Source organism: Streptomyces tubbatahanensis, from assembly GCF_022699385.1.
GTDB classification, from domain to species: domain Bacteria; phylum Actinomycetota; class Actinomycetes; order Streptomycetales; family Streptomycetaceae; genus Streptomyces; species Streptomyces diacarni.
Genome location: NZ_CP093846.1, coordinates 5,713,923 through 5,736,077 on the forward strand (window position 1 = coordinate 5,713,923; position 22,155 = coordinate 5,736,077).

A 22,155-nucleotide genomic window follows, 5' to 3' on the forward strand; every position below is an offset into this window, starting at 1 on the left:
GTCCGTCCGCTCCGGCCGCACGACCCGCCCGCACGCTCCCTCGCCGCGCGGCCGGCCACGGCCGTCGTCCGGCGGCGTGATGCTCTGGCCCCGGGTACAGTGCCAGCAGATCGTTCCCCACGCCCACGGGCCGTACGGTGAGGCGCCGAGACGTTGCTGACCACCACCTCCCTCAGGGTCGTCGGACCCGCCGAGCTGCCGGAGGCGCTCCGCGTGCTCCGCCGGGAGCCGGTGAACAACGCCTTCGTCACCGCCCGCGTGCTGGCCTCGGGCCTGGACCCCTGGCGCCTCGGCGGCGAGATGTGGGGCTGGTACCGGGACGGGCGCCTGGAATCCCTCTGCTACAACGGCGCCAACCTCGTTCCGCTGTGCGCGGGCCCCGAGGCGGTCCGCGCGTTCGCCGAGCGGGCGCGCCGCCAGGGCCGCCGCTGCTCGTCCCTCGTCGGCCCTGCGGGCCCCACGCGCGCGCTGTGGGCCGCGCTGGAGCCGTCCTGGGGCCCGGCCCGCGAGGTGCGGGCCAGCCAGCCGCTGATGGTCGCCGACCGGGTGCCGGACCAGGTGGCGCCCGACCCGCTGGTGCGCCGCGTCGCCAAGACCGAGATGGACCTGGTGCTGCCGGCGTGTGTGGCCATGTTCACCGAGGAGGTCGGGGTCTCTCCGCTGGCCGGCGACGGCGGGCTCGTCTACCAGGCACGGGTCGCCGAACTCGTGGGTACCGGACGCTCGTTCGCCCGCATCGAGGACGGCCGCGTGGTCTTCAAGGCCGAGATCGGCGCCGCCACCCCGGAGGCCTGCCAGATCCAGGGCGTGTGGGTGGCGCCGGAACGGCGCGGCGAGGGGCTGTCCGAGACGGGGATGGCCGCCGTCCTCGCCTACGCACTGCGCGACGTCTCCCCGCTGGTGAGCCTGTACGTCAACGACTACAACGCCCCGGCGCGGGCCACCTACCGCCGCGTCGGCTTCCGCGAGATCGGCACCTTCACGAGCGTCCTGTTCTGACCGCCCGGCAGCGGCCGCTGTGCCGAGTACGACCGCTCCGCCGAGCGCGATCCGTCGTCCGGCCCCGGCTCCCGCCCCCGGCCGCCGTTGTGCCGCCTCTTCGCGCGGACACGGTGGAGGAAGTAGCCTCCCCGCCATGCCGCACACAGCCGGGGCGCAGCTCCCGGACCCCCGGGAAGTGGTCACCGGCCCGCTCGACCTCACCGCCCGCGTCGACGAGGCGCTCGCCGTACAGGCCGTCGCCTTCGGCCTGACCGACGACGAGGTGGGCGTGCGCAAGTACATCGTGCAGCGCCACATGACCTCGCCTGGTGCGCGGGCGCTGGGCGCCACCACCGAGGGCGACCGTCTCGTCGGCTTCGTCTACGGCATGCCGAACGACCGCTCGCACTGGTGGTCCACGGTGGTCGATCCGTACCTGCGCCAGGAGGGGAACGAGGGCTGGCTGGAGGACGCCTTCGTCATCACGGAACTGCACGTCCACCCGGCCTTCCAGCACCGGGGAATCGGGCGGAATCTGATCACCCGCCTGACCGACGGTGCTGCCGAACCCCGTTCGCTGCTCTCGGCTCTCGACGTCGACAGCCCGGCCCGCGCCCTCTACCACGGCCTCGGCTACCGCGACCTGGCTCGGCGGGTGCAGTTCCCGAGCGCGCCGCAGCCGTACGCGGTGATGGGGGCACCGCTGCCGCTGCGGGGGCGGTGACGTTCGGTTTCCGTGCGGTCGGTCCGTGCGGATAGGCTCCGCATCAACGAGTTTCGTCGAGTTCCGTCGAGTTCCGTCGATGGCGCCAGTACCGCCCCGAGCAGGAGTCCCCATGGCAGCCCGTGTCCAGCGTTTGTCCCGGTCGATGCTGAAGACGCTGCGTGACGACCCGGCCGACGCCGAGACGCTCAGCCACAAGCTGCTGGTCCGCGCCGGGTACGTCCGCCGCACCGCCGCCGGTATCTGGACGTGGCTGCCGCTGGGCAAGCAGGTGCTGGAGAACGTCACGCGCGTCGTCCGCGAGGAGATGGACGCGATCGGCGGCCAGGAGGTGCTGCTCCCCGCGCTGCTGCCCAAGGAGCCCTACGAGGTCTCGGGCCGCTACGAGGAGTACGGCGACCTGCTCTTCCGCCTCAAGGACCGCAAGGGCGGCGAGTACCTGCTGGGCCCCACCCACGAGGAGATCTTCACGCAGGTCGTCAAGGACCAGTGCACCTCGTACAAGGACCTGCCGGTCACGGTCTACCAGATTCAGACGAAGTACCGCGACGAGGCCCGCCCCCGCTCCGGCATCCTGCGCGGCCGCGAGTTCACCATGAAGGACTCCTACTCCTTCGACGTGTCGGACGAGGCACTGGCCGAGTCCTACGCGGCCCACCGCGTCGCCTACCAGCGCATCTTCGACCGTCTCGGGCTGGACTACCGGATCGTCTCGGCGATCTCCGGTGCCATGGGCGGCTCTGCCTCCGAGGAGTTCCTCGCGCCCGCCGCGGCCGGTGAGGACACGTTCGTGCAGTGCCCGCAGTGCGGTTACGCGGCCAACACCGAGGCCGTCTCCGTCACCGTGCGGCCCGCCTCCACGGAGGGCCACGGGCCGGTGGAGAAGCTGGACACCCCCGACACGCCCACCATCGAGACCCTGGCCGCGCACCTGGGTGTGCCCGCCTCCGCCACGCTGAAGAACCTGCTGGTGAAGGTCGACGGCGAGATCACCGCCGTCGGCGTCCCCGGTGACCGCGAGGTCGACCTGGGCAAGCTCGCCGAGCACCTGGCGCCCGCCGAGGTCGAGGTCGTCACAGCCGAGGACTTCGAAGGCCGTGACGACCTCGTACGCGGCTACATCGGCCCGCAGGGCGGCATGGCGGGCAAGGCCTTCCGCTACCTGGCCGACCCGCGCGTCGCCCCGGGCACCGCGTGGGTCACCGGCGCCAACGAGGAGGGCAAGCACGCCCGCAACGTGGTCTGCGGTCGCGACTTCGAGGTCGACCAGTACCTCGACGTGGTCGTCGTCGAGCCCGGCGACCCCTGCCCGAACTGCGGCGCGGGCATCGAGCTCGACCGCGCCATCGAGATCGGCCACATCTTCCAGCTCGGCCGCAAGTACGCCGACGCGTTCGAGCTGGACGTGCTCGGCCAGAACGGCAAGCCGGTCCGCGTCACGATGGGCTCCTACGGCATCGGCGTCTCCCGCGCGGTCGCCGTGCTCGCCGAGCAGAACGCCGACGAGCAGGGGCTGTGCTGGCCGCGCGAGATCGCCCCCGCCGACGTGCACGTCGTGGCGGCGGGCAAGGCGCAGCAGACCGAGGCGGCGCTCGAGATCGCCGAGCGGCTCGGCGCGGCGGGCGTCCGCGTGCTGGTCGACGACCGCTCCAGCGTCTCTCCCGGGGTGAAGTTCACCGACGCCGAGCTGATCGGCGTACCCACCATCCTGGTCGCCGGGCGCGGCATCAAGGACGGCCTCGTGGAGCTGAAGGACCGGCGTACCGGTGAGCGCGAGGAACTGCCCATCGACGAGGCGGTCGCCCGCCTCGCCCGGGACTGACCCACCTGTGCGGGGCCCCGCCGTGCCGGGGCCCAGGTCACAGCCAGGCGGCGAACTCCAGCAGCATCTCGGCGTCGGGCCCGTTGCCCGCCGCGTGGTGGCGGCAGGCGGACTCCACCGCGCGGTAGAGGGCCCACTGGCGCACGCGCTCGCGCGGTACGTCCAGGGAGTCGGCGAGCTTGTTGACGCGTCTGCGGGTGGCGGCCGCCGAGCCGGTGGACGCCATCAGGTCGTGCAGCCGGTCGCGCACCAGCCGTGCCAGGTCGTAGGCGGGTTCTCCGACGAGCGGGTCAGGGCCCACGGTCAGCCAGCGGGCCCGCTGCTCGGGTGTGGCGGCGGCCAGCACGGCGCCCTGCCGGAAGTCGCCGTGCAGCAGAACCCCGGGCCCGGGCGCCGGCTCGGCCAGCATCGCCTCGCGCGCCTCCAGGGCCGCGGCCACCAGCGGTTCCGCGTCCGGCGGTACGGCGGTACGCATCGCCGCGGCCTCGAACGCCGTGTGTTCGGGCACCGTCTCCAGAAGGTGCCCGGCGGGTGGCGGCACCCACAGGCGCCGGACGACGGAGACGGCCTCCAGTGTGGCCTTGGCCTCCGGCAGCGACCGCAGCGACACCTCGCACCGCAGCCGCTCCAGCAGCAGCACGCCCTCCTCCTCGGCCGCGCGCAGCACCTGCACGGCGCCCAGCCCGTGCCAGGCGGCCAGCGTCTCGCGCTCGCGGGCGGCCCGCACCGGCGCGGACGCGTCCTGCGGGGCGAACAGTTTCAGCGCACCGGGCGTGCCGTCCGCCCCTCTGACGAGCACGACGAGGCTGCTGCGTCCGCCCGGTGTCACCACCCGTTCCGCTTCCAGCCCCCACTGCTCCAGCCACCGCCGAAGCAGCGCGGGCAGTCCCCGCAGCCAGGCCCGCGCGGCCTCGGCCGCCTCCGGGTCCGGTTGCGCCTCCAGGGCACGTACGAGCCGCTGCGGGGGGTCGAGGGGCAGCACGGAAGCCATTCCGGGGCGGACCTTTCGTCAGCGCGACACGACAGTGGGGTCTGGCGGCAGCGGGTTCTACGGGCGGTCGGGGGCGGTCACGGCGGTCACGGCGGTCACAGAGCATCGGGAGTGCCCGAGCCGTTCGGCCCGCCGGAGGGGGAGGCGGGCGCTTCCCCCGCTCCCAGTTCGGTGAGGCCGGGGAAGGCGACGCCGCTGCCCTTCCAGCGCACCGAGCGGACCGCGGCCTCGCGGAGCGCGTCGGCGGCCGCACGCCGCCGCCCTCCCTCGCTTGCCCGCACCAGGTCGGCGTACACCCCCGCGAGGCGGTCCTCCAACTGTGCCGCGAGGCGCACGGCGGCGTCGCTGTCGGGCACGGCGAAGGGCAGCGCGTAGGCGGCGGCGGCCGGCTCCGGGTCGCCGCCCAGCGAGCGGATCGTGCGGCGCAGCGCGTCCCGGCGGGAGCGGTGGGCGTCGTAGCACTCCCGCACCTGGCTCTTGCGGTCGGCAGCTATGCGGCCACCGACGACTCCATAGCCGTAGACGGCGGCGTGTTCGGCACGCAACGCGGCCTGCACGGCGTTCAGTTCCTTCACTCGTCCGTCGCCCCCTCGCCCTTTCCGCCGTCGTCCCGGCCGTCTTGTCCCACTCCGCCCGAAGCCTCGTCGTGCGCGCCCGAGGCCCTGCCGTGCTCCTCGAGGAGGAAGCTGTGCGCCGCACCGCAGGCGGCTATCGAGGCGAGCAGCCGGGCGGTCCGTGGCTCCGCCCCGGCCAGCGCCTTCGTCCGCGCGGCGGAGAGCCGCCGCTCGGCTTCGGCGAGCGCGGCGAGGGCCTTCCTCTCGTCCTCGGGTACCGAGGCGGTGTCCGGGCTGGGCGGCTTGGCCGACGGCTCGGGGCCGGTACCGCTGCCCGGCTGCCGGCCCCGCCCGGGCGCGCCCGAAGGGGAGGGGGAGCCGGTGCCGGACTCGCTGCCGCGCAGCACCCTGGCGTGCCGGGCGACCTCCGCGCGCAGCGGGCGCAGCCGCGCGGCCGTGGCGGGGTGCACCTTCGCGGTGCCGTCGTAGCGGGCCAGCAGGTGCTCGCTGTCGCGGGCCGCGCGGTGGCGCAGGCGCGCGGCCGCTTCCCGGTGCGCCGCGTTGTCCGTCCCGCCCCTCCCGTCCGTACAGCCCGCGGCGAGCGGCGTCGCGAGAGCCGCGCCACCGGCGCCGAGCGCGCCGGTCAGCAGCGACCTGCGGCGCGGTCGGGCCGCTGCCGGTGACGGCGTGAGCGACATGGGCACTCCCTGGAGGTGGACGGCGGCTCGGCTCGGGCGGGACGGGCGGACGGCCCGATGGGCGGGCACGCGCGGGGCGGGTCCTGACCTGGGGGCGCCGTGACGGCACGCCGCTCACCGCCCCGCGAGAGTACCCGGGCTGTTTCCCCGGGCTGCCGCGGGCCACCCCGCCGGGACGCGCGCGCACCCGGACGCCGCACACCGGACACCTGTCGCGGCGCACGTGACGCTGTCGTCGGGGCGGCTCACCGCGGGGCCGTGGTCCCGGCAGCCGCGCGTTCGGCAACCGGGTCCGCGCGGCCCGCCACAGACGATAGGCTTGGGCGGCGACACGCCCCTGTCACGAGGCCCCCTACAACAGCACACGCGGCCGAGGAGTCACCCGGATGAGCACCACCCAGAGCGAGAGGCTGCGCGGACTGCTGGAACCGCTCGTCAGCAAGAGGGGGTTGGATCTCGAAGAGATCGCAGTGACCCCGGCGGGAAAGCGGCGCGTGCTGCGCGTCGTCGTGGACGCTGACGACGGGGTCCAGCTGGACACCTGCGCCGAGCTGAGCCGTGCCTTCTCCGAACTGCTCGACGAGAGCGACGCGATGGGCGGCGCCCCGTACGTGCTGGAGGTCACCTCGCCCGGGGCCGACCGCCCGCTGACCGAGCAGCGGCACTACCGCCGCGCCACCGGGCGGCTCGTCAAGGCGCAGCTGACCCCCGAGGCGGGCGGCGGCGAGGTGATCGCCCGGATCGTCGGTGTCAACGAGGAGGGCGTCGACCTCCAGGTACCGGGGGTCAAGGGGCGCAAGCCGACATCCCGCCGCCTGGCGTTCGAGGAGATCGCCAAGGCGCGGGTCGAGATCGAGTTCAACCGCAAGGCCGCGGACGCCGTCGGCGCAGCGCGGCCCACGTCCGCGGCTGACGGCGCGGAAGCCGCCGAGGACGACGAGAAAGAGGAGGAGGCGTAGCCGTGGACATCGACATGAGTGCCCTGCGTGGGCTGGTCAGGGAGAAGGAGATCTCCCTCGATCTGCTGATCGAGGCGATCGAGTCGGCCCTCCTCATCGCGTACCACCGCACCGAGGGCAGCAGGCGCGACGCCCGCGTCGAGCTGAACCAGAAGAGCGGGCACGTGACGGTCTGGGCGAAGGAGAGCGCCGAGGAGCTCGAAGAGGGCGCCGAGCCGCGGGAGTTCGACGACACTCCCACCGGTTTCGGCCGCATCGCCGCGACGACGGCCAAGCAGGTCATCCTGCAGCGGCTGCGGGACGCCGAGGAGGAGGTCACCTTCGGCGAGTACGCGGGCCGCGAGGGCGACGTCGTGGCGGGCGTCGTGCAGCAGGGCAAGGATCCCAAGAGCGTGCTGGTGGACATCGGCAAGCTGGAGGCGATCCTGCCGCCGCAGGAGCAGGTGCCCGGCGAGGACTACGCGCACGGCACCCGGCTGCGCACCTATGTGGTGCGGGTGGCGAAGGGCGTGCGCGGCCCCTCCGTGACGCTCTCGCGCACCCACCCCAACCTCGTGAAGAAGCTCTTCGAGCTGGAGGTCCCGGAGATCGCGGACGGTTCGGTGGAGATCGCCGCCATCGCCCGCGAGGCCGGCCACCGCACCAAGATCGCCGTGCGGTCGACGCGCTCGGGACTCAATGCCAAGGGCGCCTGCATCGGCCCGATGGGCGGCCGGGTGCGCAACGTCATGGCGGAGCTGCACGGTGAGAAGATCGACATCGTGGACTGGTCGGAGGAGCCGGCGGATCTGGTGGCCAACGCGCTCTCTCCCGCGCGGGTCAGCAAGGTGGAGATCATCGACCTGGCGGCCAGGTCGGCGCGCGTGACCGTGCCGGATTACCAGCTGTCCCTGGCCATCGGCAAGGAGGGGCAGAACGCCCGGCTCGCCGCCCGGCTCACCGGCTGGCGCATCGACATCCGTCCGGACACGGCGGACGCCGCCGGCGCGGCTGACGGCGCCGGCCAGGTGGCCGACCAGGGCTGAGACCGCCGCCTGTGCGCGATCCGGCCACGGAGTGTGGTCGGGTGCTTGCGTTCCGGCTGCGAAAGGGTAACGACGTCCTCACCCCCCACGGGGTTACGGGGCTTCGGGGAGGTAGACTTAACCAGTGTCTGGCCGGACGCGCGGTCGGTCGCGCCCTCAGCGCACCTGCGTGGGCTGCCGGGAGTGCACCGACAAGGGCGCTCTGCTGCGAGTGGTGCTGACCGGGGGCAGCGTGATCCCCGATCTTCGCGGTAGGCTGCCCGGTCGGGGTGCGTATCTGCACCCCGTTCCCTCCTGTCTTGAGCAGGCCGTCCGGCGCCGGGCGTTCAACCGGGCCTTCCGGGGTCCGGGTCCGTTCGACGTCGCACAGCTGCGCGAGCAGGTGGAGCGCACCGCACAAGCACCGAAAGAGACCCGTACGGAGCGTCCGTACCGGGAGAGGTACCTCGCGAGTGGGAAGTAGGTCGAGATTGCGATGAGCACTCGATGAGTACGCGATGAGTACGCCCATGCATCAGTAGCGAAGGTCCGGCGGACGATCTCCCCCGGGCCGTAAGGAGCGAAGTGGCTAAGGTCCGGGTATACGAACTCGCCAAGGAACTTGGAGTCGAGAGCAAGGTCGTCATGGCCAAGCTCCAGGAACTCGGCGAATTCGTCCGTTCGGCGTCCTCGACCATCGAGGCGCCGGTTGTCCGAAAACTGACTGACGCGTTCGACGCGAGCGGTGGCGCGAAGAAGTCCGCCGCGAAGCCCGCGGCGCCCAAGAAGGCCGCCCCCGGGTCGGCCGCGCCCAAGCCGGGCGCGAGCGCACCGAAGCCGGGTGCGCCCAAGCCAGGCCCCAAGCCGGCCCAGCCGGCCCCCGAGGGCCCGGTCACCCCCGCGCCGAGCCCCGCCCAGGGCGAGGCCGCCCCCGCCGAGACCCCGAAGCCGGGCCAGGGCCCCAAGCCCGGGCCCAAGCCGGGTCCGCAGCCCGCCGCACCGGCCAAGCCGGACTTCCAGGCGCCGCCGGCCCCGAGCGGGCCGAAGCCGGGCGGTCCGCGCCCCGGCAACCAGGGCCCCAAGCCGGGCCAGGCACCGAGGCCGGGCGGCCAGGGCCGTCCGCAGGGCGGCGGCCAGGGCGCCAAGCCGGGCCAGGCCCCCAAGCCGGGCGGTCGTCCGGCGGGTCCGCGCCCGGGCAACAACCCCTTCACCTCCGGTGGCTCCACCGGCATGGCGCGCCCGCAGGCGCCCCGTCCGGGGGGCGCGCCCAAGCCGGGCCAGCCCCCGAAGCCTGGTGCCCCCAAGCCGGGTCCCGGTGGTGGCGGCGGCGCCCAGGGTGGCCCGCGTCCGCAGGCCCCGGGTGGCCAGCGTCCTTCGCCGGGCAACATGCCGCGGCCGCAGGCCCCGCAGGGCGGCGGCCCGCGCCCCGGCGGTAACCGTCCGAACCCCGGCATGATGCCGCAGCGTCCGGCCGCGGGTCCGCGTCCCGGTCCGGGCCGTGGCGGTCCGGGCGGCGGTGGCCGTCCGGGCGGTGGCGGCGGTGGCCGTCCGGGCTTCGGTGGTCGCCCCGGTGGCGGCGGCGGTGGCCGTCCGGGTGGCGGCGGCGGTTTCGCCGGTCGCCCGGGTGGCGGCGGCCGTCCCGGCTTCGGCGGTCGTCCGGGCGGTCCCGGTGGCCGTGGCGGCACGCAGGGTGCCTTCGGCCGTCCCGGCGGTCCGGCGCGTCGCGGTCGCAAGTCGAAGCGGCAGAGGCGCCAGGAGTACGAGCAGATGCAGGCGCCGTCCGTCGGCGGTGTGATGCTGCCGCGCGGCAAGGGCGAGACCGTCCGGCTGTCGCGTGGTGCCTCGCTCACGGACTTCGCGGAGAAGATCAACGCCAACCCGGCGTCGCTGGTCCAGGTGATGTTCAACCTGGGCGAGATGGTCACCGCGACCCAGTCCGTCTCCGACGAGACGCTGCAGCTGCTCGGCGACGAGATGAACTACGTCGTCCAGATCGTCAGCCCGGAGGAGGAGGACCGCGAGCTGCTCGAGTCCTTCGACATCGAGTTCGGCGAGGACGAGGGCGGCGAGACGGCGCTCATGCCGCGTCCGCCGGTGGTGACCGTCATGGGTCACGTCGACCACGGTAAGACGCGCCTGCTGGACGCGATCCGCAAGACCAACGTCATCGCGGGCGAGGCCGGCGGCATCACCCAGCACATCGGTGCCTACCAGGCGGCGACGGAGGTGAACGGCGAGGAGCGCCGGATCACCTTCATCGACACCCCGGGTCACGAGGCGTTCACCGCCATGCGTGCCCGTGGTGCCAAGTCGACGGACATCGCGATCCTCGTGGTCGCGGCGAACGACGGCGTGATGCCGCAGACCGTCGAGGCGCTGAACCACGCCAAGGCGGCCGAGGTCCCGATCGTCGTCGCGGTCAACAAGATCGACGTCGAGGGTGCCGACCCGACCAAGGTCCGCGGTCAGCTGACCGAGTACGGGCTGGTGGCCGAGGAGTACGGCGGCGACACGATGTTCGTGGACATCTCCGCGCGCGAGGGTCTGAACATCGAGGAGCTGCTGGAGGCGGTCGTCCTCACGGCTGACGCCTCGCTCGACCTGCGGGCCAACCCCGACCAGGACGCGCAGGGCCTCGCGATCGAGGCCCACCTCGACCGCGGCCGCGGCGCCGTGGCCACCGTGCTGGTCCAGCGCGGCACGCTCAAGGTCGGCGAGACGATGGTGGTGGGCGACGCCTACGGCCGCGTCCGCGCGATGCTCGACGACAAGGGCGAGAACATCAAGGAAGCGGGTCCCTCGACCCCCGTCCTGGTGCTGGGTCTGACCAACGTCCCGGGCGCCGGCGACAACTTCCTGGTGGTGGACGAGGACCGCACGGCACGGCAGATCGCCGAGAAGCGCGCGGCGCGCGAGCGCAACGCCGCCTTCGCCAAGCGGACCCGCCGCGTCTCCCTGGAGGACCTGGACAAGGTGCTCAAGGCGGGCGAGGTGCAGCAGCTCAACCTCATCATCAAGGGCGACGCGTCCGGTTCGGTGGAGGCCCTGGAGTCCTCCCTGCTCCAGCTCGACGTCGGCGAAGAGGTCGACCTGCGCATCCTGCACCGCGGTGTGGGTGCGGTCACCGAGACCGACATCGACCTGGCGACCGGCTCCGACGCCATCGTCATCGGCTTCAACGTCCGCGCCGAGGGGCGTGCGACGCAGATGGCCGAGCGCGAGGGTGTGGACGTCCGCTACTACTCGGTCATCTACCAGGTGATCGAGGAGATCGAGGCGGCCCTCAAGGGCATGCTCAAGCCGGAGTACGAAGAGGTCGAGCTGGGTACGGCGGAGATCCGCGAGATCTTCCGCTCGTCCAAGCTGGGCAACATCGCCGGTGTCCTCATCCGCTCCGGCGAGGTGCGCAGGAACACCAAGGCCCGCGTCGTGCGCGACGGCAAGGTCGTGGCGGAGAACCTCAACATCGAGGGCCTGCGTCGCTTCAAGGACGACGTCACCGAGATCCGCGAAGGGTTCGAGGGCGGTATCAACCTCGGCAACTTCAACGACATCAAGGTCGACGACGTGATCGCCACCTATGAGATGAGGGAGAAGCCGCGCGGCTGATGCTCCCCTCCGCTCGGACCACCACGCTGAGGGGTGGTGGTCGGGCGACGGGCGGGCGAGGAAGAAGCCCCACGGCTGATCTCGTCTCGTGATCCGGGGTCGACCGGCGGAAGGTAATTCCGTCGATCGGCCCCGGCCGTTGCGTGTACGGTGCGAGTGACGCGTACGCCACCGGCTGCCGCCGGCGGCGCCCCAAGTGCCCCACGGGTGGCATGACCCGCACTGTATGTACGTAGGGACGCTGTCCTTCGATCTGCTTCTCGGCGATGTGCACTCGCTCAAGGAGAAGCGCTCCGTCGTCCGCCCCGTCCTCGCCGAGTTGCAGCGCAAGTACGCGGTGAGCGTGGCGGAGACGGGTGAGCAAGGCCTCTACCGCAGGACCCGTATCGGTCTGGCGGCGGTCTCCGGGGACGCGGGGCATCTGACCGACGTGCTCGACCGCTGCGAGCGGCTGGTCGCGGCACGCCCCGAAGTGGAGTTGCTGTCCGTCCGGCGGCGGTTCCACGGCGAAGACGACGAGTAGGCGAGCCGGAAGCGAGATACCCGGGCTTCCGGAGTCGGGGCCCGGGCCGGCACCCGGCCTGACCCGTATACGGACGAACAGCGGGAACCCACGCCCGTACGGGCCCCCGGGCCCACCGAGTGGGAAAGATACGCGGGAACGCGAACAGACGCAGGAAGCCGCCGCGCGTGCGAGCGGGCGGCGCGGAGCAAGGAGACGGACCAGTGGCCGACAACGCACGGGCCCAGAGGCTGGCGGACCTCATCCGTGAGGTGGTCGCGGAGAAGCTGCACCGGGGGATCAAGGACCCGCGGCTCGGCACACATGTGACCGTCACGGACACCCGGGTCACCGGGGACCTGAGGGAAGCGACGGTCTTCTACACCGTTTACGGTGACGACGAGGACCGCAAGGCGGCCGCGGCCGGGCTGGAGAGCGCCAAGGGCGTGCTCCGCACGGCGGTGGGCCGGGCGGCGGGCATCAAGCACACGCCGAGCCTGGCGTTCGTGGCGGACGCGCTGCCGGAGAACGCCAAGACGATCGACGACGCGCTCGCCCGCGCCCGGGCCGCCGACGAGGAGGTGCGCAAGGCCTCCTCCGGCGCCTCGTACGCCGGGGAGGCGGACCCGTACCGCAAGCCGGGCGAGTCCGAGGCCGACGGCCCCCAGGACAGTGGAGACGGCGAGGACGAGAGCGCCTGAACCGTGGCACGCAAGAGAGACAACGGCCCCGGCGGGCTGATCGTCGTCGACAAGCCCGCCGGGTTCACCTCGCACGACGTCGTGGCCAAGCTGCGCGGTATGGCGCGCACCCGGCGCGTCGGTCACGCGGGCACGCTCGACCCGATGGCGACGGGCGTGCTCGTCCTCGGCACCGAGCGGGCGACCCGGCTGCTCGGTCACCTCGCCCTCACCGAGAAGGAGTACGTGGCCACCGTCCGGCTCGGTCAGGAGACGGTGACCGAGGACGCCGAGGGCGAGATCACCGGCGCCCAGGGCGCCAAGGGGCTGGAGCGGGCACGCGTGGACGCCGCCGTGGCCGCGCTGACGGGCCGGATCGAGCAGGTCCCCTCAGCGGTCAGCGCCGTCAAGGTCGACGGCAAGCGTGCCTACGCGCGGGTGCGTGAGGGCGAGGAGGTGGAACTGGCCGCACGGCCGGTCACCGTCTCCTCTTTCCTGGTGCACGACGTGCGCGAGGAGGCGGCCGAGGACGGCACCCCGGTCACCGACCTGCTGGTCTCGGTGGTCTGCTCGTCCGGCACGTATGTGCGGGCGCTCGCCCGGGACCTGGGAGCGGCCCTCGGTACGGGCGGCCATCTGACGGCGCTGCGGCGCACCCGCGTCGGGCCTTACGGGCTGGACGGCGCGCACACGCTGGCACAGCTCCAGGAGCGGGTGGACGCGGAACAGCCGTTGCCTGTCCTCCCGCTGGGGCAGGCCGCGGCGGCGGCGTTCGCACGCTGGGACGTCGACGAGGACCAGGCGCGCCGCATCGGGAACGGCGTACAACTGCGCATGCCGACGGCGCAGTTCGGTCCCGGCCCTGTCGCGGTGTTCGCTCCCCAGGAGCGGTTCGTCGCTCTGGTGGAGCAGCGGGACGGCAAGGCCAGGAGCCTGGCCGTCTTCGTGTGAGGGACGCCTGTGCCCGCCGTCGCCCCGCGCGGCGTCGGCCCCTGCGGCCGTCACCGTCTCGGTCTTCGTGTGGGTGACGGCGCTGCTCCAGTCGGCTGTGCCTTGGCCTTCGTCTCCGTGTGGGTGACGGCGCTGCCCGAGTCGGCCTTGCTCCTGTCTTCGTCTCCGTCTTCGTGTGGGTGAGCGCCCCGTGCAAGACGGATGTCCCCTCGTCTTCGTGTGGGGGACATCGCTTCACCCGGGCGGGCGGGCGCTCGTTGTGAAGCGCGGGCGCGGACGGGGGCGCTTACGTGCAGAACCTGTCGCCGCTGATCAGCGCCGCTCTACGGTCGAGTCTGCGAGGTGGGCGGGGTCAGCGCGGAGGTGCACGGATGTCGGTGGTGTGCGGCAGACCCACGCTGGTGCGCGTGTGCGACCTGGCGGGCCGGGAGCGCGGGGTCGGCTTCCTCGCCGACGAGTCGGGCACGGTCGTCACCAGCCACGAAGCCGTGGACGGCCTGGCCAAGGTCGTCCTCCACGCGGGCACCGGCACCTGCCTGGCAGCGGACGGCGACATCGTCCAGCTGCCCGAGTGGGACCTGGCGCTCGTCCGCACCCAGGGGCTGGACCTCGCGCCGCTGGTGATCGGACGCGAGCGTCCGCACGCGGGCGGCCCGGTCGGCCTGCTCACTCCCGACGGCACCGTCTCCGCCACCCTGGGCGGACCCGCAGGCGCCGTCTACACCTCCACAGTCCGCTACCACCGGCTGGAGCGCCTGCTCAGGCTCGATCTGCCCGAGGCGGACCGCACCCGTCTGCACCTGTCCGGCAGGGCGACGGGCGCCCCCGTCGTGGACACGGCCACCAGCGCCGTCCTCGGCGTCCTGGGCACCGCGCTGCACGCCTCCCCAGAGGTTCCCCACGCGCTGGCGGTGCCGCTGCACGCCGCCGCTGAACTGACGCCAGACGGGCCGCTCGGCCTGCTGCTGCGCCGCAACGCCGCCTGCGCGCCCGGATTCGGACCCGATCTGAACCTGGCCGGGGTGCTGCGGCTGGCGGCGGCCTCGGTGAGCAGGGCGACGGAGCGCTGCGCGCACGCGGTCGCCCGACCCCTGGTGGCCGAGACGCTCGACCAGTTCACGCGGAGTTCCGCCACCGTCGTCGCCCTGACCGGCGATCCCGGCGCGGGACGCACCACGGAGCTGGCGGCTCTCGCCGCCCGCCGTGCGCGCGGCACCGTCCCGGCTCCCAGCGTCTGGCTGCGCGGCGCCGATCTGCGGCCGGACGACGACGGTCTGCGGGACGCCGTCGGCCGCGCACTCGCGGCGGCAGGCCGGGACCTCGCCGCTTCTTCCCCCGGCGTCCGGGCCGGAGCCGAAGACGGCGCGCCCGTCACCGGCGATCCCCGCGACACGGACCCCGACGTGGCGGCCCGCCTGGCACGTGCGACGGGCCGTCCGCTGCTGGTGCTCCTGGACGCGCCGGAAGAGATGCCGCCCGCCCTCGCGGTGAGGCTGCGCCAGTGGGTTCTGCGCACTGCCGGCTGGCTGCGCACGGCCGGCGTGCGGCTCGCCGTGGCCTGCCGCCCCGAACACTGGGAGCAGACGGGCGCGCTGTTCCCTCCGGACATGATCTTCACCGCGCGGGGGACTGCCGGGTACGTCCGGCTGGGCGCGCTGCCGCCGCGGCAGGCCGCCCGCGTCCGGGCCGCCTACGGCTTGCCCGATGCGGCCCTGGCTCCTCGCGACGCGGGGCACCCTCTCGCCATCCGGATGCTCGCCCAGGTACGTGCCGCACAGGGCCTCCGGGGTGACGAGAGCGCCGAGCGACAGGGGGCGCAAGAGGAGTCCACGCCCGCCGAAGGTGCGTTGGTGCCGCCGTCCGCGGGAGGCGCCTGCGAGTCATCCGCGGTCAGCGCTGCCGCGTCGCTGTCGGCCCGCGGAGCACCCCGGCCGGCGCGGCCCGAGATTCTCTCCGCCTTCTTCGACCTGCTCTGTCTGCGCGTCGCACACCGTCTCGCCGCACGGGAGGGAGGCGACGGGACGACGGCCGACGCCGACGGCACTCGCACGGCGGAACGGGTCCCTGCGACGCCACGCCGAGCAGCGCCACTCACCGCGGCACCATGCCCTTCGACCGTCCGCAGGCTGGCCGCGCGGGTGTCGGGCCAGCTGCACGACGCCGCACGGCGCTGCCTGGAAGACGGAGGCGGAGAGCTGAGCCGTGCGCTCTTCGACGCGCTCTTCCCCTGGAGCGGTGGATGGGCCTCCGCCGTGCTCGCGGAGGGCGCCCTCGCGCCGGCGGGCGACGGATACCGCTTCGTGGACGAGGAACTCGCCGACTGGCTCCAGGGCGGCCACTTGCAGCTCGACGCGGCCTTGGAGACGCTCGTGCTCAAGAGGAGGGGCGCTGCCGCGGCGCCGGTGCCACGGCACCGCATCGGGCCCGTTGTCCAGGCGCTCCTGTTGTGCGACCGCAGGGAGGGGCCGGAAGCTCTCGGGCCGCGGCTGCGGCTGCTGGTGGGCGCCCTCACAGCGGGCGGCACGGACACCGACGCGGCGTGGTGGGCCGCGCACCTGCTGGGGCAGACACTGCCACGGGTGCCGGACGCGTACCCGTACGCGCGGGTGCTCAGGGACCTGGCCGAGTACGTGGCCGAACGGGAGCCCGACAGGGCGTCCGATGTCGCGACAGAAGACGCGTTCGGGCCCGGCTTCTGGCGTGCGCTGCCGTTGAGGGCCGACCACAAGGCGGAGCTGCTGCGTCCGCTGCTGCCCGCCGACCCGCCCGCCGATGCTCTGGGGCGGGGCCAGGGCCGCCGCCGGGACCGGTACGTGGACGTACTGGGCGAACTGCTGGCAGCCGAGCCCCGCGCCCTCCAGCCACTGCTGTGCGAGTGGTTCAGCGACCTGCGGCCGCTGCGAAGACGAGCCGACATGCGGGCCGAGCCCCCGCCCACCGTCGCAGGAGCCGCACAGGCACTCCTCCACACCCACCGTGGGCGCGCCGTGGACGACCTGTGCGACGCGCTCGCGGCGGCCGCCCACCCCCGCGCGGACGACCTGCTCGCCGAGCTGGCCGACGACGAGCCCTCCGCGCTGTGCCGAGCGGTGCACCGATGGGCCCGGGATCCGCGCGGCCAACGAGCGGTGACGTCCGCCACCCACGCGCTACGGCTCGCCCGCCGGAACGGCACGGAGGGCGACCGCGAGTCGCTGCGCCGGGCCGCCCGCGCGCTGCTGAGCCGCGCGGAGGTCCGCGATTCCCACGAGATCGCGCTCACCGTCCTCGTCCGTGATCCGCACAGCCGTCCGCGCCACCTGGGGGCCGCGCTGCGGCGTTTCGCCGCGTCGGGAGGCAGCGAACTGGCCGCCGCGCTCAGCGACGCGTGCACGACCCATCCTGAGCAGGTGTTCGCCGCCTTCCACGCGCTCCTGACCGATTCCGCCTCCGCCCCGGCACGCTCCCAGGCCGTACGGTCCCTCGCCTGCCTGCGCACCCCGGCTCTCGCCCGGCGGGCGGCGATGCTCGTACGGCAGCACGCCGCGGTCAGCCCCGGGCTCGCCAGCGAGGACGTGGCCGCCTACGTGGCGATCAGGCTTGGCCACGGCCCCGCCGCCCGCGCGGTGCTGCGCCCCCTGGTGGGAGAGCTGCTGCGCGACCAGGGGCCCGCGTTCCGGACGCGGCTGGCTCGTACGCTCGGGGCCGCCCGCGGCCGCCTCCGCGACGAACTGTTCGACCTGCTGGTGACCGGCGAGTCCGAAACCTCCGTCCTGCAGGCCGCGCTGGAGGCGGTGATGCGGGACAGTCCGGTGCCGGCCCCTCGACAGGGGGACGAGAACCCGGAGGATCAGCTGGTACGGCGGATCGGGCTCCGTATGGGCACCACCGCACAGGGCGCCGCCGCGTTCGACCGGACGTGCGCCCGGCTCGCCCCTGAACGGCCCGAGTGATCCGACGGCGGAACGACCGTGAGACGAGCGGCCCTGCGGACCGCTGACAGCTGCCGCACCGGTTCCCCCGAGAAGGAACTGGAGGTGGGTCCGTGCGGGGCCCAGGCGCACGGCATGGCACCCTTGGACCGGCGAGACCCATCGTCATCACCATCGGCTGAAGACACTGGCGAACCAGGTAGCGACGAGGAGCAGACGTGCAGCGCTGGCGTGGCTTGGAGGACATCCCCGAGGGCTGGGGGCGCAGCGTCGTCACCATCGGCTCGTACGACGGGGTGCACCGGGGGCACCAGCTCATCATCGGGAAGGCGGTGCAGCGCGCCAGGGAGCTGGGGGTGCCCGCTGTCGCCGTCACCTTCGACCCGCATCCCAGCGAGGTGGTGCGGGCGGGAAGCCACCCCCCGCTGCTGGCGCCGCACCACCGTCGTGCGGAACTCCTGGGTGAACTGGGCGTGGACGCCGTCCTCGTGCTGCCCTTCACCGCCGAGTTCTCCAAGCTCTCGCCCGCCGACTTCGTGGTGAAGGTCCTCGTGGACAAACTCCACGCGCGCAGCGTCGTGGAGGGGCCCAACTTCCGTTTCGGCCACAAGGCGGCAGGCACCGTGGCGTCCCTCACCGAGCTGGGGGAGACCTACGACTACGAGGTGATCGTCGTCGACCTCTTCGAGCGTGACCGCAGTGGTGAGGCGTTCTCCTCCACCATGGCGCGGCGGCTGGTCGCCGAGGGCGACGTGCGTGGTGCCGCCGAGGTGCTGGGCCGTCCGCACCGGGTCGAGGGGATCGTGGTGCGTGGAGCGCAGCGCGGCCGGGACCTGGGCTACCCCACGGCGAACCTCGACACGCTTCCGCACACCGCCGTTCCGGCCGACGGCGTGTACGCGGGCTGGCTCACGGTCGAGGGTGAGGTCATGCCCGCGGCGATCTCCGTCGGGACGAACCCGCAGTTCGAGGGCACCGAGCGCACCGTCGAGGCGTACGCGATCGACCGCGTCGACCTGGATCTGTACGGCATGCACGTGGGGGTCGACTTCCTCGACTACATCCGCGGTCAGGGCAGGTTCGACACGCTCGACGCGCTCACGGCACGGATGGCGCAGGACGTGGACGAGGCACGGGTGAAGGTCGCGGCGGCCGACGAGAGCTGAATCCTCCTGCGGGGAGGGGGACGACGGGAGCGGCTTTTTTTGCACGAAGGGGCCTGCGGAGACATCCGCAGGCCCCTTCGTGCGAGGTGGCACCCCGGCCCCGGTCCGGGCTCAGCCGCGACCGGGCCGGGCATGGCCGGTGGCTACTGCTGCCAGCCGCTGCCGGGTTGGGGCTGCCCGGGCCGGCCCGTGCCACCGGGCGGACCGGGATACCCGTAGCCGGGGCCCCCACCGTAGGGGGGTTGCTGCTGAGCGGGCGGCTGGCCGCCGGGCGCGGGAACGCCCGGCTGCCCCACCGGGGCCTGGCCTGGCGCACCGCCCTGGCCGGGCATCGGCGGGGCGAGTTGCGGCGGCGGATTGCCGTCCGCCGTCCACAGCCCCTGCTCGCGCTGAGCACGCACGAAGTCCTCGGCGATCATCGCGGACAGGTTGAAGTACGCCTCCCTCGTGCGCGGCCGCATCATGTTCAGATCGAGCTCGGCACCGGCCGACAGGTGCTCGTCGAACGGGACGGTCACCACGCCGCGGCAGCGCGTCTCGAAGTGGGAGACGATGTCCTCGACCCTGATCATCTTTCCCGTCTCGCGCACCCCGGAGATCACGGTGATGCTCCGCTGCACGAGGTCCGAATAGCCGTGCGCGGCCAGCCAGTCCAGCGTGGTGCTCGCGCTGCTCGCCCCGTCCACGGACGGGGTGGAGATGATGATCAACTGGTCGGCCAGGTCGAGCACTCCCCGCATGGCCGAGTACAGCAGGCCCGTGCCCGAGTCCGTCAGGATGATCGGGTACTGCTTGCCCAGGATGTCGATGACGCGCCGGTAGTCGTCGTCGTTGAACGTCGTCGAGATCGCCGGGTCGACGTCGTTCGCCAGGATCTCCAGACCGGAGGGTGCCTGCGAGGTGAACCTGCGGATGTCCATGTAGCTGTTGATGTACGGGATCGCCGTCACCAGGTCGCGGATCGTCGCGCCCGTCTCACGGCGGACCCGACGGCCCAGCGTGCCCGCGTCCGGGTTCGCGTCGATGGCGATGACCTTGTCCTGGCGCTCGGTGGCGAGCGTGGAGCCCAGAGCCGTTGTCGTCGTCGTCTTGCCGACACCGCCCTTGAGGCTGATCACGGCGATCCGATAGCACGAGAGCACCGGCGTGCGGATCAACTCCAGCTTCCGCTGTCGCTCCGCTTCCTCCTTCTTGGCGCCGAACCGGAAGCGCCCGCCCTTGTTGCCCGACTGCGGACGCGGCTTCTTCTTGCTGTTGATCAGCCGGTCCGAGGACAACTCGACCGCTGCCGTGTACCCCAGCGGCGACCCCGACTGGTCCGTCCGCCGCGGGTCGACAGCGCCCGGATGCGGCTGGACCGGAGCCTGCGACTGAGCCGGTACCTGTCCCTGCGGGTGAGCAGGGTGCTGCGGGTGGGGCTGTGACTGGGGCTGTGCTTGAGGGTTCGGCACTGGATGTGCCGGCGAGGCAGGCGGCTGGGCCTGTTGCTGGTCCTGGCCCTGCCCCGGCAGGTGGGGTTGTTGCTGTTGCTGTTGCTGCGGTGGCTGCTGGTACTGCTGCTGCGGCGGAACCGGCTGTCCGGGGAGATGGCTCTGTCCCGGGGCCGGATACTGTCCGGGCTGACCCTGTGGAGGTACGGGCGGCTGCTGTTGCCCGTACGCCGGCTGACCCGGCTGCGCCTGCTGCTGCTGCGGCGGGTAGCCCGGCTGTCCCTGCGGTTGCCCCGCCGACTGCGCGGGCGGCACCACGACACCACCGGGGGGCTGTTGCTGTGACGCCGGGCCCTGCGGATAGCCGTAGCGGCTCTCCTGACCGTACTGAGGCCCCTGCCGGCCCTGTTGCTGCTCCGGGAGGCCGGGCTGCGGCAGCTGTTGCGGCTGCTGCGGTACGTGAGGTGAGGCGGGGGCGTCATGCCGCGCCGCGTCAGCGGCCGGCGCGGGTGCTGCGGGCTGGAAGTCCGGTGGCAGCGGCGGAAGCGACTGTGCACCACCGGCCGCGCCGCCCGCCGTACCGCCAGGGCCGGCAGCGGGCGAGCTGTCGGCGACGGGGGAGGCGGACCAGGGAGCCGCCCCCTGTGGCGGTGCTGCGGGAGAGAGGGGATGAGGCGGCACCGCGTCCTGCGGTTCCGCGTCCCGCGGCTCGGCGGGTGCCGGCGCGGGCGGAGCGTCGTACCGGCGTTCCGCAGAGGGGGCAGCCAGGTCGAAGTCGTAGGAGGAGGGGGCCGCGTCCTGCGGCTCCCTCCCGCCGTCCACACGCTCCTCGCCCTCAGGGGTGGCCACCTTTGGGGAGTCGTCGGCTGCCACGGAGGCCCCCTCCTGGGTGGCCCCGCTCTGGGCGGTCTCGTCCTGAGCGGCCCCGTCCTGCCTGCGTTCTTCCTGCTCCGCGTAGGCGGCGATCTCCCGGCGCAGTTCGGACGCGGAGAACCGCATGGTCGCGCCGTCTTCATTCTGCGCCCGTGCGGGCGTCTCCTGACGCTCTTCCGGCGCCTCCTGACGCTCCTGCCCCTCCTGACGCTCCTGCCCCTCCTCGGGGCTCGCGCCGGACGCAGCACGCCAACTCGGCGCGACATCGTCCGTTTGGGAGGTGCCGGCCGCCTCACCCTCCTGCGCCGCCTCGGTCTTACCCTGCTCCTGCTGCGCCGCGTACTCGTGTGCGTCGTCGTCGGAGCCGGACGTCAGCGCGACGTCGTCCTGGACAGCGGGGTCCGTGTCGCTGTCGTGCTCGCCTGCTCCTGGCACGGACTGGGAAGTCGACAGCGCCGACATGCCGGGCGAGTCCGCGCCGAAGGAGTCGGGCCCCAGCCCGTCATCTGTCTCGTCCGCCTCGTTCGCCTCGTCCGCCCACTCGTCCGTCTGAGTCGCCCGCGGTGCGTCGGCACCGCTCTCCTCGGTGGCGGCGTCGGCGAACGTCCCGGAGACGTCGGTGAATCCGCCGGAGGCGTCGGCGAACCCGCGGGAGGGAGCCGGGGCGGAGCTCAGCCCGTCCGCCTCGTCGTCACTCGTCCCCGCAGCCTCTTCTCCGCTGTCCCGCACGGAAGCGTCGCTGTCCCGCATGAAAGCGTCGCCGTCTCGCACGGGAGCGTCGGTGTCCCGCATGGAAGCGTCGGCGTCCCGCGCTGAGGCGTCGTTGTCCGCTTCCGGAGCGTTCTGCTCGCCGAACGGCTGGAGCGAGGGAAAGGCGGGGAGTTCGGAGCCGGGAGCCGCACCACCGGTTGTGCCCGCGTCAGGGGCCGTCTCGGGGACGGGCGGCGCGGCAGGCGGAGGCGGTGTGGGCGAACTCGCCCACCAGTCGCCCTGTTCGGCACGCGCACCGGCGGCCTCCGCCCCGCCCGACGGCGCGTCCGCGCTGTCCGTCCCGGCCGCGCTTCCCGAGGGCGCCTCGGGCTCCGGTCGGCCGCCACCCGCGTCCTGCGTGTACCAGGCGGGCGGTGTGTAGTCGATGGTGAACTGTCCCGTCGACTCCACCTCGCTCTCGGCATCCGCTTCCGCGTCGAGCTGATCCGAGCCGGGCATGGTCCCGCGGACGCGGATCTCGTCCCGGTCGCTGCTCACAATGCCTCCTGCTGTGGTCATTCACCCCGGTTTGCCGCGCGCCCGCCCACGC

Annotated in this window: 16 protein-coding genes; 12 read left to right on the plus strand and 4 right to left on the minus strand. The window is 73.3% G+C overall.

The features are described from left to right. The first annotated feature begins 153 nt into the window (after positions 1 to 153). From MMF93_RS24760 to MMF93_RS24770, 3 genes are all read left to right on the plus strand, one after another. Positions 154 to 999, plus strand: a complete 846-nt coding sequence (locus MMF93_RS24760) for a GNAT family N-acetyltransferase (protein WP_242754899.1) — start codon at positions 154 to 156, stop codon at positions 997 to 999. A 136-nt stretch (positions 1,000 to 1,135) separates the two neighbouring features. Beyond that, a complete protein-coding gene (locus MMF93_RS24765) occupies positions 1,136 to 1,705 on the plus strand; it encodes a GNAT family N-acetyltransferase (protein ID WP_242754901.1) in 570 nt (189 codons plus the stop codon). Between the two features lie 112 nt (positions 1,706 to 1,817). Beyond that, positions 1,818 to 3,527, plus strand: coding sequence for a proline--tRNA ligase (locus tag MMF93_RS24770; RefSeq protein WP_242754903.1), 1,710 nt, complete (start codon positions 1,818 to 1,820; stop codon positions 3,525 to 3,527). Between the two features lie 37 nt (positions 3,528 to 3,564). Here MMF93_RS24770 and MMF93_RS24775 read toward each other — a convergent pair whose 3' ends face one another. The 3 genes from MMF93_RS24775 to MMF93_RS24785 all read right to left on the minus strand — a co-directional run bounded on the left by MMF93_RS24775 (position 3,565) and on the right by MMF93_RS24785 (position 5,770). Beyond that, complete coding sequence (locus MMF93_RS24775) at positions 3,565 to 4,518, minus strand: aminoglycoside phosphotransferase family protein (protein WP_242754905.1); 954 nt, start codon at positions 4,516 to 4,518, stop codon at positions 3,565 to 3,567. Positions 4,519 to 4,613: 95 nt separating this feature from the next. After that, positions 4,614 to 5,093, minus strand: a complete 480-nt coding sequence (locus MMF93_RS24780) for a ferritin-like domain-containing protein (RefSeq protein WP_242754907.1) — start codon at positions 5,091 to 5,093, stop codon at positions 4,614 to 4,616. Continuing rightward, positions 5,090 to 5,770 carry a hypothetical protein gene (locus MMF93_RS24785; RefSeq protein WP_242754908.1) on the minus strand — a complete coding sequence of 227 codons (681 nt, stop codon included), beginning with the start codon at positions 5,768 to 5,770 and terminating at the stop codon, positions 5,090 to 5,092. Before MMF93_RS24785 ends, MMF93_RS24780 begins: the two co-directional genes overlap by 4 nt. A 386-nt stretch (positions 5,771 to 6,156) precedes the next feature. Here MMF93_RS24785 and rimP point away from each other — a divergent pair, with 386 nt between their 5' ends. The 9 genes from rimP to MMF93_RS24830 all read left to right on the plus strand — a co-directional run bounded on the left by rimP (position 6,157) and on the right by MMF93_RS24830 (position 18,552). Then, positions 6,157 to 6,729, plus strand: coding sequence for a ribosome maturation factor RimP (rimP, locus tag MMF93_RS24790; RefSeq protein WP_242754909.1), 573 nt, complete (start codon positions 6,157 to 6,159; stop codon positions 6,727 to 6,729). 2 nt (positions 6,730 to 6,731) lie between these two features. Then, entirely contained in the window at positions 6,732 to 7,754 is a 1,023-nt protein-coding gene (nusA, locus tag MMF93_RS24795) for a transcription termination factor NusA (protein ID WP_242754910.1), read from the plus strand. A 124-nt stretch (positions 7,755 to 7,878) separates the two neighbouring features. Further along, positions 7,879 to 8,217, plus strand: a complete 339-nt coding sequence (locus MMF93_RS24800; RefSeq protein WP_114024198.1) for a YlxR family protein — start codon at positions 7,879 to 7,881, stop codon at positions 8,215 to 8,217. A 101-nt stretch (positions 8,218 to 8,318) separates the two neighbouring features. After that, a complete protein-coding gene (gene infB / locus MMF93_RS24805) occupies positions 8,319 to 11,342 on the plus strand; it encodes a translation initiation factor IF-2 (RefSeq protein WP_242754911.1) in 3,024 nt (1,007 codons plus the stop codon). A gap of 226 nt (positions 11,343 to 11,568) precedes the next feature. Next, the gene (locus MMF93_RS24810) at positions 11,569 to 11,865 is read left to right on the plus strand and encodes a DUF503 domain-containing protein (protein ID WP_114024200.1); all 297 of its coding nucleotides are present in this window, start codon (positions 11,569 to 11,571) and stop codon (positions 11,863 to 11,865) included. A gap of 203 nt (positions 11,866 to 12,068) precedes the next feature. Further along, a complete protein-coding gene (gene rbfA / locus MMF93_RS24815; RefSeq protein ID WP_242754912.1) occupies positions 12,069 to 12,545 on the plus strand; it encodes a 30S ribosome-binding factor RbfA in 477 nt (158 codons plus the stop codon). Between the two features lie 3 nt (positions 12,546 to 12,548). Then, positions 12,549 to 13,475: a tRNA pseudouridine(55) synthase TruB gene (gene truB, locus MMF93_RS24820; RefSeq protein WP_242754913.1), complete on the plus strand. Its 927-nt coding sequence runs from the start codon at positions 12,549 to 12,551 to the stop codon at positions 13,473 to 13,475. A 371-nt stretch (positions 13,476 to 13,846) separates the two neighbouring features. Next, positions 13,847 to 17,407 (plus strand): serine protease, encoded by a 3,561-nt coding sequence (locus MMF93_RS24825; RefSeq protein ID WP_242754915.1) that lies wholly within the window; start codon positions 13,847 to 13,849, stop codon positions 17,405 to 17,407. 197 nt (positions 17,408 to 17,604) lie between these two features. Next, positions 17,605 to 18,552: a bifunctional riboflavin kinase/FAD synthetase gene (locus tag MMF93_RS24830; RefSeq protein WP_242754917.1), complete on the plus strand. Its 948-nt coding sequence runs from the start codon at positions 17,605 to 17,607 to the stop codon at positions 18,550 to 18,552. 143 nt (positions 18,553 to 18,695) lie between these two features. Here MMF93_RS24830 and MMF93_RS24835 read toward each other — a convergent pair whose 3' ends face one another. After that, positions 18,696 to 22,103: an SCO5717 family growth-regulating ATPase gene (locus MMF93_RS24835; RefSeq protein WP_242754919.1), complete on the minus strand. Its 3,408-nt coding sequence runs from the start codon at positions 22,101 to 22,103 to the stop codon at positions 18,696 to 18,698. Positions 22,104 to 22,155: the final 52 nt, after the last annotated feature.